The organism is Lysinibacillus xylanilyticus, from assembly GCF_001183605.1.
In the GTDB taxonomy this organism is placed as follows: Bacteria; Bacillota; Bacilli; order Bacillales_A; family Planococcaceae; genus Lysinibacillus; species Lysinibacillus xylanilyticus.
The window spans coordinates 158,346-173,053 of the sequence record NZ_LFXJ01000013.1; the positions used below are offsets into that span (position 1 = coordinate 158,346).

Below are 14,708 nucleotides of genomic sequence, written 5' to 3' on the forward strand. Positions count from 1 at the left end.
GATGCATAGTTACCCTTGAGCATCGGATTGTATTTTTATATTTTAGCTAATCCTTTAAAATCCATAGAAAGTGGTCGAGTAATATCTTTCTCTGAAAAATAGATAATATATTGATTATCTGTTTCATTTATTTCTTTTATAATGCCTTCACCAAAAATAGGGTGGATAATTTTTTCATCAATGTTGAATTTGTTTTTATTAATAAATTTTTCATCGTTATTTGATTGTCTAAAGGCTTCCATTGCTTCTTCTATTAATTCTTGTTCAAGGACACCAACACGATTAAATAAATTTTGTTTTATTTCGAAAATGAATCGAGAAGGAATCTTTCTTTTTCCGTAATTTGTTAAGCCTTCTGATTCAGTCATATAAAATGCTTTCATAGCTCTGGTAATAGCAACGTAAGCTAATCTTCTTTCTTCTTCTAAACCAGATTCATTACCTTTATCTAATGAACGATAAGAAGGTAATATACCATCATTAAAGGAAACTAAAAATACATAAGGAAATTCTAAGCCTTTTGCCGTATGGATTGTCATAAGTTTTACAGAGTTTTTGTTTACGTCTCTGTCATTGTCACTAAATAATGCAATTTGTTGTAAATAATCATCTAATTCTAATTTTTCTCCGTACTCAGCTTCTAAAGTAATTATAGATGACAATAATTCGCTTATATTATCAATTCTTTCTTGGTCGCCACTGAGACGAATTTCTTCATCGTAGCCAGAATCATCTAATATACCTCTTAAAAGTTCAGAAATTGTTAAATTACTATATGATCTTCTGTATTTTTCAATTGTATCTATGAATTGTTTAATTTTTGTTTTTTTGAAACTAGGTTCTTCTCGGTATTTTATAAGAGTTTCGTAATATGAAAGAGAGTCATTTTCTGCTTTCTGTTTTAACCAATTAATTTTTGTTTTTCCGAAGCTACGTTTAGGATTATTAATAGTTCTGAGTAATGATAAATCATCTGCATATAGAATCATTTTTAAATAAGCTATACAATCTTTGATTTCTGCTCTTTGGAAGAATTTGAATCCACTAAACATTGTGTAAGGAATTTCAGCTCTCATAAAGCCTTGTTCTATAAAACGAGAATTATAATTAGCTCTGTAAACAATGGCAAAGTCACTGTATTTAACTTGTTCATGTTCTACAAGATTGTTTATTGTTTCTGAAATGTACTTTATTTCCTCAGATTCATTTTTCCCATGATAATGAATAACATCTAAGCCACTATTATTATGAGTGAAAAGGTCTTTATCGATTCGTATTTTATTATTTTTTATAATTGAGTTTCCTAGATTTAGAATTTCTGGTGTTGAACGATAATTTTCATTCATGATGATAGTGTCACAAGGTTCGTGAGTTTTATCGAAATCAACTAAATATTCAGGTTTTGCACCTCGCCAAGTATAGATAGCTTGGTCAGGGTCGCCAACAACAAAAAGATTTTTATGTGCAGCACTTAATATATTCACTAATCCTATTTGTTTATCGCTACTATCTTGAAACTCATCTACTTGAATATAATGTATTCGATTCTGCCATTTTAGTTTAACATCTGGCTTTTGTTCATATAGGTAAAGTACGAAATTAATTAAATCTTGGAAATCTAGTGCAAAATATTTTCTTTGTTTTTTCAAATACAAAGAGATTACTTTTGAAAGTAAAGGTGTTTCAGCAGGTATTTCAATTTTTGCTGATGGATTTGTTAATAACTCTACATAGCCGTAACTTCGTTTAAATAGGCTTATAACTTTCAGAACATCATCAAACTTCATAAATTTTATTGTTAATCCTAATTCTCCGTAAACTTCTGTTAAAATATCTTTTTGGTCATCTTCATCAAGAATCATAAAATTTTTCGGATAGTTAATATGATGGATGTCTTCTCTTAAAACTTTTACGCAGAAGCCATGATACGTACAAATTAAAGAACCATCATTACTATTACCTAAAAGGCTTTTTACTCTTTTTCTCATCTCAGCCGCTGCTTTATTTGTAAAAGTAACACAAAGAATGTTTTTTGGAGAAATACCTAAGGCTTCAACTAAATAAGCATAGCGATTTACTAATGTTTTAGTTTTTCCAGAACCTGCTCCTGCGATAACTCTAATATAACCCTCAGTAGCTGTTACAGCTTCTTGTTGTTTTTCATTTAGTCCATTTAAAAATTTTTCAAACAATATTTATTCACCTCTGTATATAGAAAATGGATTAGTTATATAATACTATATATATAGAAATTTTACCTTGAATAGTTAATTTTTAATTTATTATTAAAGGCTTTAAGTGTTATGCTACCAAAGAAAAAAAGAATTTAACTAGATTAATGGGAGAGTAAAATCATTCTTTTAAGTGAGTATGAGATGGAATGTTAGAAGGTTTATGTGCGGACAAACGGTTATCGTATATCAAAATCTTTTAACAAATATGAAACATGAAGTTAATATGATTTATTTCAACGAGGTAGCCTAGTGTATATCTCGTTTTTCATTTATATTGAGTAATATAGAGAAATTAAGAGGGGGGCTATTTAGCGATAAATCAGTGTTCTATACACTAATATAGACCAGTCCTGATACACGCATGGGAACCGATGTTGAAAACGAAACGACATGTTTATTATTAAAATAATAACGTTGTAAACAGGGAGTTCACCAGCTACAATTGAGGACAAGAATAACATGATTTGAACGGATTTTTCTGTTTTGATGAATAAGGTAAAACCCCTTATGTATCAACGTTCATGAGCTTACTGTATGATATTACATAAAAGCCTCCAGCAACTATTGAGTGGGAATAATTAAATAACTATTTAAAAAGCTTGACAGAGCCTTAATTAATAAGGTTTCTGCCGAGCTTCTTTATTTTTTAATACCACTTTTGATAACATTAAAAAATTCTTCTTAATAATATTGAATATTAATACTATAATAGTAAAAAAAGCTTTTGTAGATGATGATGGGTGATTTGATGAAGTATAAAAAGAAGCAAGAAAGTATATCAGCTAGTACTTTTGCAAAATTAACAGCGATTTTTTTGAGTAAATCTTGGGAAATAGATGATGGTGATAATGACTTTAGTTTATTTAATAGATTTTGTACAGCCTTATCTATGTTATCCGAAGAAGAGCAAATTTTAGTATTAGAACTAACAGAGAACTTTACAAAAGTAGAAGCTAATGATTATTTAGTTTATTTATCTCAAGCTTTGAAACGCTTTATTGAAACTAATCGAACAAAATTAGTTTCAATAAAAAATATATTTATAGCTCCATTGCTAGCTCCAAAAGATTTTGGGAAAAGTAAAAGTTCTACTGCAGTACAATATTTTATTAGAAGTATAGTACATACCTATCCTGACATAGCTGGTAAAAACATTTCTTTTACAGAAGGTCTAGAAGTTTCAGACTCATTAATAAATAGAGAAGATAGTATTCTACTATTAGTTGATGATTTTGTCGGATCAGGAGGAACAGCTTTAGAGGCTATAGAATATCTAGAACAGAAAAAGAATATAAAAAAAAGTAAAATTTCACTTATAACTATTGCAACTCTTGAAAAAGGGGAAAGGGTTTTAAATGAAAATAATATTTCAATATTTTATGCTATGAAATTTAAAAGAGGTATTACAGATTATTATGATAGTACTGTATTACCAGAAAAAATCTCTATAATGGAGTCAATAGAAAAAAAAGTAAAAGCACATAAAAATGAAGAATTTGGTTATGATAGTTCAGAAGCTTTAATTACTTTAATAAGAACTCCAAATAACACCTTCCCAGTATTTTGGAAGCAAAAAAAGGGTAGGGTAGCTCCGTTTCCGAGGTGAATATAATGGAAGAAGATAAATTGTTATTACTACAGTTAATAAAAAATAATGGTAAGATAGAAAATTTAACTAAAAAAGGCTATGAGTATTCTGAGATTGCAAAAATGATTAGTGATTTTATAGAACAAGAACTTATATCATTTTCTCCAGACAAGATAGAATTAACAGATGCTGGTGAAAATGAATGGAGGTTACTAAATAATCAATTTAAGAAGAAAAAAATCGATAAATTTATTAGTCCTCAAAGTGAATATCTTCTTGAAGAAAAAAAAAGTATTTATGATGTTTATTTATCTGATGAATTTTAGTAAAATTAAGTAGTCCAATTAGACTTATGTGAATAACAATCACATGTTTGGCGTTTCGCCAAGCAAAGAAGAACTGTATTTCTAGCCTGTCATTAATAGCTTTTCAATTTCCCGGAGGTCAATTTCAAAGCTATTAATGGCACTCCGGCTTTGCCTACGTGTCGCAAACGCCAAATCAAAGCTGAAGCTTTAATCTGTCGTTTGCGGGAGATAAACTGAGAGAATTGGTAATTGGACTTAATGAAAATGGTGATATTATGAAATGGGAAGAATATAAAAAGAAGTTTTACCATTATGCAACCTATAATCAAAAAAGTGAAGAATATATTTCTAGTTGTCTTGATTATGCGGAAAGACTATTTATGAAAGATTTGCCTGTAATTTATGATCAGAAACATCTCTCGCAGTTAGTAGGTTATAGGGAAGAATATTTATTCAAAGTAGCTAATGCTTCGGAATTGTTCTATAGGAATTTTAAAGTATTAAAAAAGAATAAAAAAGATTATAGAGAAATATCCGAACCCTTACCTAATTTAAAGGATATTCAACGCTGGATTTTAGACCAAATATTATATAAGTTAGAGCCTAGTGAATATTCAAAAGCTTTTCGTAAAGGGGTATCGATTAAAGATAATGCTAAATTTCATCGTAAACAGAAGAAGGTCTTAACAATTGATATAGAAAATTATTTTGGGACCATTAAGTTTAAGGCTGTATTTAAATTTTTTAAATCTTTAGGGTATACTAAACAGGTTTCGATGATGTTAGCTAAACTTTGCGTAATTGATGATGAACTTCCTCAAGGTGCTCCTACTAGTCCCATGTTAGCTACACTTATAACTAAGAATATAGATAAACGTTTGTCGGCATTTGCTAATAAAGAGAAAATAAGGTACACAAGATATGCTGATGATTTAACATTTTCAGGAGATTTTAATGAGGGCTATGTTATTAAATTTGCTGAAAAAGTAATCAACTCTGAAGGATTTAAGGTTAACCCTTTTAAAACAAGAGTACGGTTACAACATCAAAGGCAAGAAGTAACAGGTATAGTTGTAAATGAAAAATTACAAGCCTCTAGACAATATAGGAGGAAATTTAGACAGAATATGTTTTTTATTAGAAAGTTTGGACTGGAATCTCATATAATAAACATCAATGTTTCTGATCCTAAATCATATGTCTATCAATTAATTGGTACAGCAAATTTTATCAGAAATATAAATCCAAAAGATATTGATGTTCAGGTAGATTATGAGTATTTAAAAGAACTTTTACAAACATATAAATAAACAGCTTTCAATTTTGAAAGCTTTTTTCTATTAATAATTTATCAGAGTAAAATTGATTTCCTTGAACTTTAGATTTCTTTGTATTTGAAGTAGTGATATTTATAGTACCACTCATTTTATTAGCAATTTCAAAAATAATATTTGGATATAAATGTGAGTAATTACTTAGTGTAGTTTTAATATCCTCATGTCCTAAACGATCTTTAATAATTAAAGGGTTTACATTGTACTCATTAATTAAAAATGAAGCATGAGAATGTCAAAGCCCTTTAACTTGGGTTAGCTTTTTTACTGTCAATTTAGCATAACGTTTAATTATTCTTATATGATTCTGATTGCTAATTATAGTTTCGGGGTAATTATTTCTTTTATATTAATATATTTAGTGTGGGTTTTCTATGGAAACCTGCACTTTTTTAGATTTGAGGAATATTTAACTGATGGATAAAAATGATGAAAAGTATTATTAAGAGCGACAACAAAGCTGACCATGAGGATATGGAGGTGTAATACTTTTGGATATTTAATATAGGTTATTTATGAAAGAGTACAAAACTAAATGGCTTTTGTTTAGTATCAATTTTAGGTATATCATTAATTGGTAATTTACATAGATTTGGTCTTACAAGCCGGAGGTTAATACAAATTAGTATAGACAATACTAAAATCAATGACTACCTAGCTCAGCTACACGATTTGAAGTTGATCACTAATCGATACCATTTAACAATAGATTGATATAAAATAGATTCAGCAAGGTCTTTGAACCAAGTTCGTAAATATGTAGTACTCCCTAGGGGAATAAACGTTGATATAATAACATTTTGGAGCGTAGAAGCTGAAGTATTGGAGTTTCTGGACGCGGGTTCGACTCCCGCCGTCTCCATACATTGGAAACAATATGGTTTCAAAAAGTGTCAAATTTATTGATATATCAAGGGTTTGGCGCTTTTTTTATGTCAAAGACTTTCAACTGATATCAAATGGTTTTGGGTCATTTTTTGGGTCAAACTAGGTCGAAATTGGGTCAAAGAATTAGCGTGAATTGATGTATGCATCAAATTTTTCAATGGTGCTAGCTTTGGTTTTCTTGGTCACATACGTATAAATGTCTATTGTCGTTTTTACATTTGTATGTCCTAGCCTCTCTTGTACTTCTTTAATACTTGCACCCGCTTCAAATAATAGTGAGCAATGGGTATGGCGTAAACCATGTGTAGTAATAGGTTGAAGCTTGTATTTATCAATTACTTTTTGGAGCCACTTTTGCGTTTGAACAGGTTGGATGAAGCGGTTATATTTATTGCTAAATACGAGTTGTTTTTTATTAGATATAATAATGCCTTTTGCTAAATAAATCTTACTAGCCATCTAATCACCTAAAAAGAGTTGTCCAAATATGTTGCAATTCCAAATTGCCCTTAGTACAGAGTCTTCTTTTTTATTTGCTTGGATTGTACTTATTCGGTCTACCTTCTCTAAAATCATCACACGGTCTAGTAATCGCTTTCCTTCTTGTGTAGCGTTCCATATCAGTTACTGCTAATAAAGTAGTTAAGAAGAACTTTCCCATTATTGTATCTTCTAGTAGCCCCACGTTCAAAATCCTAGGTATAGTATACTTTATAAAAGCTCTAGTTACATTCGCTATTTTTGATCTTATTTTACGAGAATTTAAATAGAACTTTTTAAAAGGGATAAGTAAGTCTTATATATTTCAGGAGTGAACTTGGTCCTAAGACCTTCTAATTAAATAATTTTGGAGGTTTTTTCTAGGGCAAATAGGAAACGTAAACATAATGTATTTGCTGTAAATGGTGATGTAGATGTTTTATGGATGGGATAATAATTCAAATGACGTATTAAGAACCATTGATATATAAATATTTATAGAGAGGAAAGTAAAGATGGATATAATGAAGATTTTTAAATTTATATATAAAAAACAAAATAACTATATTGAAGTTAGCAAAATGCGTCAAAAATTTATTAGGAACCGAAACCACAAGAAAGAGCTCAATATAAAAAAATACTTTTATTACGATGAAACTAGTAATTATAGGAAATTCAGATTGAATAGTAAAAAGAATAATGGTTTTAATATAAGTTTGACAGAAACGTTAGTTCTGGGTGGCATGGTATGTGAAAATGAAATAAGTGATAGCTCATTTAAAGAACTTATGTCACAAATTAAATTAAAAAATAATCCTCCTGAGATAAAAAGTCGACATATCTATGGTTCAGGGGGTAACTATTTTAATCAAATAAATAATAAGAATCTTCATTCGATTTTAAGGTGGATCGAAAAAAATAAGATTTTTATTCATTTTACAAGCCATTGTACAGGATATAATATATGTGAGCAGATAATTAATTCTATAGATAACTCTGGCGATGAAGGGAAGAAGTTGTTCAAGAAGAAGCTTCTCTTTGAACTAGTTTGTAAAGATGAAAAAGGATTATCTGATATTTTAGAGAAATTAAATCATTCAAATAAAGACAAGGGAGAAATTATTGGATTTTGGAGTGACTTAATTGATTGGATTAATTTTGATAAATATTTGAATAATCATTTAATCACTAAAAAAATAGATTCAGTTGCTAAAAGTAAAAACGATTTGATTTTGAAAATTAAATTTATAATAATGAAAGATCTTTATAACGACTTGTGTTCTGCTAAGAAAACCTGTTTAAAAGTAGAAGATATGCTATTTGATGGAAAGGGAGTGATAGAAAATGATTTGTCAAGATTCTATCAATTACCTCTAATTTATTTCCCGCATTCAAAACATATGTTTGATGAAGAGGATGTTATAAAACAAATTATTCAAGAATATCCCTTATCTTTTAAAGGTAAAAAAATAGACAATTATTCATTTGAGAGTTCCTTAGAATTTATAGAAATCCGTATATGTGATTGGATTGTTGGGATTTTAGGAAGAACCATTAAATTTTTACGCCAAGTTAATGAAGATGAGATGTATAAATTTATTAGAAGCCTAAATGAGTTACAAAAGAGCAATATTGAATTATTAGGTAAACTTATTGAGGATTCAAATAGAGAAAATCCTTATTATATTAGAGTGTCTGATGAATTTGGTTTAGAGGGAAAACTAGAATGGATTACACATTTTAAAGAATATGAAGTACGAGCATACCTCAAAAGACCAACAAAAAGGGAGGAGTAATGTGTACATAGTATATATGGACTGCTGTCTTCATACATAGGAATTAAACGATTTCAAAAAAGACCGAAACCCGTATGATAAAAGGGTTTCGGTCTTTTTGTGTTTCTAAGCTAATTTGTGCTGTAGTATTCAAGGGCATTTATTTTGGGAGTCAATCAGTTATTGTTTTTTAGAAAATTCATTTATATAAGAAATTTACCAGGGAAAATATTATTATTATGGAATATAATTTATAAAGATTAATAACCAAATTAGAAAATTTGTTTTAGGAGGACAAAATGAAATTATTATATGTATACATCGGTAACTTTAAGAATCGAATCAAAGATCAGGAATTTTTATTAGATAATCAATTTAATATAGCTTATAATTCTACCCTGAATTGTGTGGATATGGAGGTGAATGAGAAATTTATTGTAGATTTTTTTAGTATTCAGAACCCTCCTACTAATAGAATAAAGGGTCTTACAGGTATAATTGGTAAAAATGGATCTGGTAAATCTACCCTCTTAGATTTTTTTAGGTATACAAATGCGGATATTTATAAAATAAGGGAAGAAAAGTACTTTGAAATATTTATGGATGAATATGGTGATGTATTTTATTTTCAAAATAATATGCCTGATATTGATTTCAAAGATAAAAAAGTTAAAGAATTGAGTAGAAAAAGTCGCTTTAACTTATCTAAAGTATTATTTCTTTCTACTGTCTTAGATAGAAAAAAATATGAGCCTTTGCAAAGGGAAACAAATAATAGTACCAACTATTTGTTAAAAAATATTAATGAATATGATTCTGAAAAGATAAAAAATAATTTATTATTTTTAAACCGAACTGATATGCTTAAAAGGAAAATAGATATAAAAATAGAGTATTTATCCAATGTTTTAGAAGAATTATCACTTCCTGAAATTTTGAGTTTTTCTATAATAAATATTGATTCTGATTTTAAATATGCGGAAAATTTAAAATTCTCCATGTTTAAGAGTTATATTGATAAAAGGCTATTACTAGGATTTAATACTGCAGAAGGTCCTTTACTTCTCGAATATTCTAAAGCTATAGAGAAAAAAGAAAAAAATATTTTTGAATATGTTGAAAAAACTCATAAAAATATTCGACCAGTTTCAATGGATAATAGAGAAAGTCATTTGAGAGTAATTAAAAGAATAAATAAGTTTTCTAAGAAAGTTGAAAAGGGTATACAGAGAGGGCAGATTATTCAAATAAATGATTCAACCTTTGAATTAAATGATATTCAAAGCATAAAAACATTTATTAAAAACTTAGATAATGCTACAAAACAACAATTTACAGGTTTGTCAATGAATTGGAGAGAGTTAAGTACAGGAGAAGAAATGATACTTGATATTTTTTCAAGATTATTAGACGGTATTAGCTACTATGAGAAGCAACCAGAATTGCAAGTAATTATATTAGATGAAATTGAGAATGCTTTACATCCCCAATGGCAAAAAAAGATTATTGCACTACTAATAAATTTTTTAGAAGTATATTTTGATAGACATAAATTTCAAGTGATATTGACCTCGCATTCACCATTTTTAGTGTCCGACATACCTTCGCATTCTTTAATTTTAATACATAGGGATAAAATTAAAGGAATAGTCAACAAATCGGAATTAGAAGATTTGCATTTAACATTTGGTGCAAATATACATGAATTATATACTAATTCATTTTTTTTAGAGGGTGGAGTTATAGGAGATTTTGCTAAACAGAAGATAAATAAATTAGCAAAAAAACTTATGTATTTCGTGCCAAAAGACATTAAGGATTTGGATCAAATTAGATATGAAATTGACCTAATTGCAGAGCCAGTATTAAGAAATAAATTAATTCAAATTTATGATGAAAAAATAAAGCTATTTAAACCCGTTAACGAAGATGTTTTAAATATTAAACAGGAAATAGGAATATTAAAAGAGCAAATTAAATTGGCGAGTGAAAAATTACTAAAACTTGAGGGGGAAGTTGAATAAAGTGATTTATATCGAGTTAAGTGAAAAGAAATATAGAGGATATAAAATACTGGACATACATAAGGAATTCATCATTAATAATGAAAGTGAAATAAAATCTGATTTAGATAATTTAAGAGATAGTGAAAAATGCAAAAGTTCGAAGGATCTTATCGATTATCTTGATAAAAATTTAACGAGTTTAGCAATTGGTAATACTGAATCTTTAAAGAAAATACAGGATGAATATATAGATAAAATATTGGATAACTTCAATATTAATAATAATGAAGAAAAAGTAAAATTCACGAAACTACATTTGGAATTAAAGAAGATTTTTATAAAAGCATATAGAAATTTTAAAGACAGTAGTCAATTTTTTGAGTATGAGGGTAATTTAATAGAGTGGAATGCATATAGATATGTGGAAAGCTTAAATACTAAAATTTGTCCATACTGTCATGCACAGTATATTAATCCAATAAGAAATAATAGAGCTCTGAATGGTGCAGGAAAGCAAGCTCGTCCACACTTAGACCATTTTATACCAATCTCGATGTTTCCTATATTTTCAATATCATTATATAATTTAGTCCCATCCTGTTATTATTGTAATAGTTATTTTAAGTCAAATTATTATACAGATTTTGATAATTGTTTTTCTCCTTATGAAAAAGAAATTGAGCATGCTTTTACGTTTTCAATAGAACCCATGGGAGCTCCAAAAAACTCTTTTGATTCTTTAAAAGCAATAAGAGGGAATTTGAAAAATACAAAACATGAAAGTTATTATAAGCTAATTAGCACTAAAGAAAAATTAAATAAGAATATATTTCATGATTATATAAATTTAATTGAATCAAAGTTAAAAGAACTTAATGTTCAAAAGGCTAATGTTAGAATATGTAATAAGGATGATAAGACAATATTTGATGCGCTGATAAGAGAATTTGAAAAAATTCATAAATTAATATTAAATAACATCTTAGAGTATTCTGAGCTTTCTGATATTGGTGACCGGGATGTAAAAGAAAGAATATGTGAGGAAATAGTTATTTATCACAACCAACATGTTGATATATATAATAATTTATTTTCAGTTAAAATGAATGGTCATAGTAAATTTAGATCTATATCGACTTTTTTAAGAGATACATTTAAAGAAGTAATTTCAAACGTTTACTCATTAGAATTTAAAGTTTTAAACTTTAATGAAGAAAAAAAATTTAATTTTGTAGAAGTAATATTTGGAGAAACTTCTGATTACGATATAAAAATATTGCCAACTCATAACATTGATAATAATTTAGCTGTAAAAGTTTTGACAAATGTTTCTTTATTTCAGTTGGAATCAGTGTATAGTCAATATAGAAATAAAATTAATAATAAAAATAAACAAAGGCAAATTTTAAGTAAAAGTTATTTGGAATATTTAGCTGAAAATTTTCCAGATATTTTAGGACATGAACAAGTTTTGACACTCACGGAAGGAATGTTTTATACAGAGGATACTTATAGAGATGAAATTTTAGGTAAATTAATTTTTAATTTATATGGTTAATTTGGATTCTATTAAATATGAAAACACAGCTAAGATTATAATAGTAGCTGTGTTTCAACAGCAACTTGAAAAAATACGTGCAGAGTATTTGAAAAAAAGCAAAAACAAACAGATCAATAATATGAATGAAAACATAGGAACATTAAAATCTCCCTATGTTCTTCTTTTCAATTGATGATTGAGTATATTATTCTCCTAAATTGTAGATTCGGTGACAAAACACTCGTCGTCTGATGTTCATTCCTCATTTGGGGGCACCAGTTACAATTAAGGTGAGATAATCAAGAGTTTATCTCTTTAAACTGAAATTAAACTTTTTGGGTTCAAAAGAAGGTTAAAGAACTAAGATGAATGTTTGCAGCAAACTCTTAAATGTTCTAGTCTTTACTTCCATTTGGTTAGCAGTCTTCACAAATAAAAAGGGTTAATTATGATAAAATAGTAAAGTGAATTTTAGTTAGAAAGTTCTAAAATAATGATTTTTAACCAGAGTATTGTGATAAGGAGAAAAGAAATGACAGCTATCGAAATACTATCATGGCCTTTTATACAAGAAAGCATTAATCAAATCAACAACAAAGAGCAGTATTTAAATTATCCAGTCATTTATGTTTTAAATGGGAATAAAGAAGCTTATATTGGTGAAACTGTTTATTTTAAAAATCGTATTAAAGCTCATTTAAAAGCACGTAAAAATATTAACCAAGTAAATTTGATTAAGCACGAACACTTTAATCGTTCAGCAACCTTTCATCTTGAGACAAAGCTAATTAACTACTTCCTTGGTGATGAAAAATATACGCTTCAAAATAAAAGTAAGACGGCTAGCGATTTTACTCACAACTACTACAATAAGCCTTATTACGATCAACAACTATTTAAAGAACTTTGGCAAAAACTATATGAACAGAAGCTTATCAACAATGAGTTATATGTGATTGAAAACAAAGATATTTTTAAATTATCTCCTTTCAAAGAATTATCTTTAGAACAACTTGAATTAAAAGATAAAGTACTCGATTTTTGTGAGAAACGAGTAACTCAAAACTCAAGTAAATATGGAAGTCTATTAGTCATTGAAGGTGAAGCAGGTGTTGGTAAAAGCGTTGTCTTAAGTTCTATTTTCAACACCATTCAAGAAAGAGTAGAAGAAGCATCTTCAAACTTATATCATACAGAAAATTATTTAGCTGTGAACCATGAGGAAATGTTTAAAACATATAAAAATATAGCAAAACAGGTGAAACATTTAAAAGGGAAAAACTTTGCAAAGCCTACATCTCTGATTAATACGTTGCAAAAAGAGGAAAAAAAGGCAGATATCATTTTCGTTGATGAAGCGCATTTACTGTTAACAAAACCAGATACTTATAATAGCTTCCATGGCAATAATCATTTAGAGGAGCTGTTGAAGCTAGCGAAAGTAGTTGTCATCATATATGACCAAAACCAAGTGTTGAAACTGAAGAGCTTATGGGGAGCAGCAACATTAGAAGAGCTCAAAAAATTAAGTACTTTTCGCGAAGAATACCAGTTAACAAACCAATTCCGCATGCAGGCGAATGAGGACGTAATCAATTGGATAAACGAGTTTAAGCATAAAAAGTTAATGCCGCTTCCTAAAGATAAAAACTATGAATTTAAAGTGTTTGAATCGATGAAAGACATGCATGATGAAATTAAAGCTAAAAATAAAAAGCACGGTTTAAGCCGTGTTGTATCAACGTTTGATTACATACATAAAAAAGACGGTGGAACATACTACGTGAAGGAATCAAATGGGGAATACCAACTGCCATGGAATACAACAAGTACGAAATATACGTGGGCTGAAAAAGCTGAAACAGTTCATGAGGCTGGTTCAATTTATACAATACAGGGCTTTGATTTAAATTATGTTGGAGTAGTGCTTGGGCCATCTGTTCGATACGACGCTGCTAAAGATGAGATCATTATTGATACGAGTAAGTATATGGACAAAGGTGCGTATACAGGTATGGACGGAATTGAAAATGTAAATGAAGCAAAGGAAAAAATCGTCCTAAACTCAATCAATATCTTGATGAAGCGTGGAATTAAGGGGCTGTACATTTATTCAAGTGATGAAGCATTGCGTAATAAACTTTTGGAATATCAAAAAGCAGGTGAATAGCATGAGTGAGTTAGAAAAACTACGTGAAAATATTTTGCAATTTCGAGACCAACATAACTGGCAGTAATTCCATAATCCTAAGGATCTAGCACTCTCCTTATCACTTGAAGCGAGTGAATTATTAGAGCTATTTCAATGGAAAACGAGTGAAGAAGCAGTTGAAAAGAACTTAGATAAGATTAAGGATGAGCTAGCGGATATTTTGATTTATGCGATATTGTTTGCAAATGAGACAGATATGGACTTAGTAAATATAATAAATAATAAACTTCAAAAAAATAATAAGAAGTATCCCATTGAAAAGTTTGCTGGAAAAAATACTAAATATAATGAGATATAAATTTTAATACAAATATTTAATATTTATCTAAATAGTAGTTTAAAA

General features: G+C 28.6%; 10 protein-coding genes and 1 pseudogene. 8 read left to right on the plus strand and 3 right to left on the minus strand.

Translation table 11 applies throughout. The features are described 5' to 3' along the window. Window positions 1–35: 35 nt before the first annotated feature. Window positions 36–2,192: an ATP-dependent helicase gene (locus ACZ11_RS23795; RefSeq protein WP_049669021.1), complete on the minus strand. Its 2,157-nt coding sequence runs from the start codon at window positions 2,190–2,192 to the stop codon at window positions 36–38. Window positions 2,193–2,964: 772 nt separating this feature from the next. Here ACZ11_RS23795 and ACZ11_RS23800 point away from each other — a divergent pair. From ACZ11_RS23800 to ACZ11_RS23810, 3 genes are all read left to right on the plus strand, one after another. Then, on the plus strand, window positions 2,965–3,840 hold the full coding sequence (locus tag ACZ11_RS23800; protein ID WP_049669022.1) for a phosphoribosyltransferase: 876 nt from the start codon (window positions 2,965–2,967) through the stop codon (window positions 3,838–3,840). Window positions 3,841–3,845: 5 nt separating this feature from the next. Then, on the plus strand, window positions 3,846–4,148 hold the full coding sequence (locus tag ACZ11_RS23805) for a hypothetical protein (RefSeq protein WP_049669023.1): 303 nt from the start codon (window positions 3,846–3,848) through the stop codon (window positions 4,146–4,148). A 224-nt stretch (window positions 4,149–4,372) separates the two neighbouring features. Then, entirely contained in the window at window positions 4,373–5,440 is a 1,068-nt protein-coding gene (locus ACZ11_RS23810) for a reverse transcriptase family protein (RefSeq protein ID WP_082172880.1), read from the plus strand. Between the two features lie 1,035 nt (window positions 5,441–6,475). Here the strand turns inward: ACZ11_RS23810 and ACZ11_RS23815 are convergent. Together ACZ11_RS23815 and ACZ11_RS27140 are read right to left on the minus strand one after the other, a co-directional pair. After that, on the minus strand, window positions 6,476–6,811 hold the full coding sequence (locus ACZ11_RS23815) for a tyrosine-type recombinase/integrase (RefSeq protein ID WP_049669024.1): 336 nt from the start codon (window positions 6,809–6,811) through the stop codon (window positions 6,476–6,478). 70 nt (window positions 6,812–6,881) lie between these two features. Then, window positions 6,882–7,013, minus strand: coding sequence for a hypothetical protein (locus ACZ11_RS27140; protein ID WP_403089908.1), 132 nt, complete (start codon window positions 7,011–7,013; stop codon window positions 6,882–6,884). A gap of 334 nt (window positions 7,014–7,347) precedes the next feature. Here ACZ11_RS27140 and ACZ11_RS23820 point away from each other — a divergent pair, with 334 nt between their 5' ends. The 5 genes and pseudogenes from ACZ11_RS23820 (at window position 7,348) to ACZ11_RS23845 (ending at window position 14,663) form a co-directional block, all read left to right on the plus strand. Continuing rightward, window positions 7,348–8,628: a hypothetical protein gene (locus tag ACZ11_RS23820; RefSeq protein WP_049669025.1), complete on the plus strand. Its 1,281-nt coding sequence runs from the start codon at window positions 7,348–7,350 to the stop codon at window positions 8,626–8,628. A 278-nt stretch (window positions 8,629–8,906) separates the two neighbouring features. Continuing rightward, on the plus strand, window positions 8,907–10,631 hold the full coding sequence (locus ACZ11_RS23825; protein WP_049669026.1) for an AAA family ATPase: 1,725 nt from the start codon (window positions 8,907–8,909) through the stop codon (window positions 10,629–10,631). A gap of 1 nt (window position 10,632) precedes the next feature. Further along, a complete protein-coding gene (locus ACZ11_RS23830; protein ID WP_134008492.1) occupies window positions 10,633–12,171 on the plus strand; it encodes a conserved oligomeric Golgi complex subunit 6 in 1,539 nt (512 codons plus the stop codon). 514 nt (window positions 12,172–12,685) lie between these two features. Next, on the plus strand, window positions 12,686–14,323 hold the full coding sequence (locus ACZ11_RS23840; protein WP_049669029.1) for a DUF2075 domain-containing protein: 1,638 nt from the start codon (window positions 12,686–12,688) through the stop codon (window positions 14,321–14,323). Between the two features lies 1 nt (window position 14,324). Further along, window positions 14,325–14,663: pseudogene (locus ACZ11_RS23845) on the plus strand (nucleotide pyrophosphohydrolase). Window positions 14,664–14,708: the final 45 nt, after the last annotated feature.

What these genes read in the sequence shown, in the direction of transcription:
- ACZ11_RS23800 (WP_049669022.1), top strand. Translation starts at nt 2,965, where the DNA reads ATGATGATGGGTGATTTGATGAAGTATAAAAAGAAGCAAGAAAGTATA.
- ACZ11_RS23805 (WP_049669023.1), top strand. Translation starts at nt 3,846, where the DNA reads ATGGAAGAAGATAAATTGTTATTACTACAGTTAATAAAAAATAATGGT.
- ACZ11_RS23815 (WP_049669024.1), bottom strand. Translation starts at nt 6,811, where the DNA reads ATGGCTAGTAAGATTTATTTAGCAAAAGGCATTATTATATCTAATAAA.
- ACZ11_RS27140 (WP_403089908.1), bottom strand. Translation starts at nt 7,013, where the DNA reads ATGGGAAAGTTCTTCTTAACTACTTTATTAGCAGTAACTGATATGGAA.
- ACZ11_RS23820 (WP_049669025.1), top strand. Translation starts at nt 7,348, where the DNA reads ATGGATATAATGAAGATTTTTAAATTTATATATAAAAAACAAAATAAC.
- ACZ11_RS23825 (WP_049669026.1), top strand. Translation starts at nt 8,907, where the DNA reads ATGAAATTATTATATGTATACATCGGTAACTTTAAGAATCGAATCAAA.
- ACZ11_RS23840 (WP_049669029.1), top strand. Translation starts at nt 12,686, where the DNA reads ATGACAGCTATCGAAATACTATCATGGCCTTTTATACAAGAAAGCATT.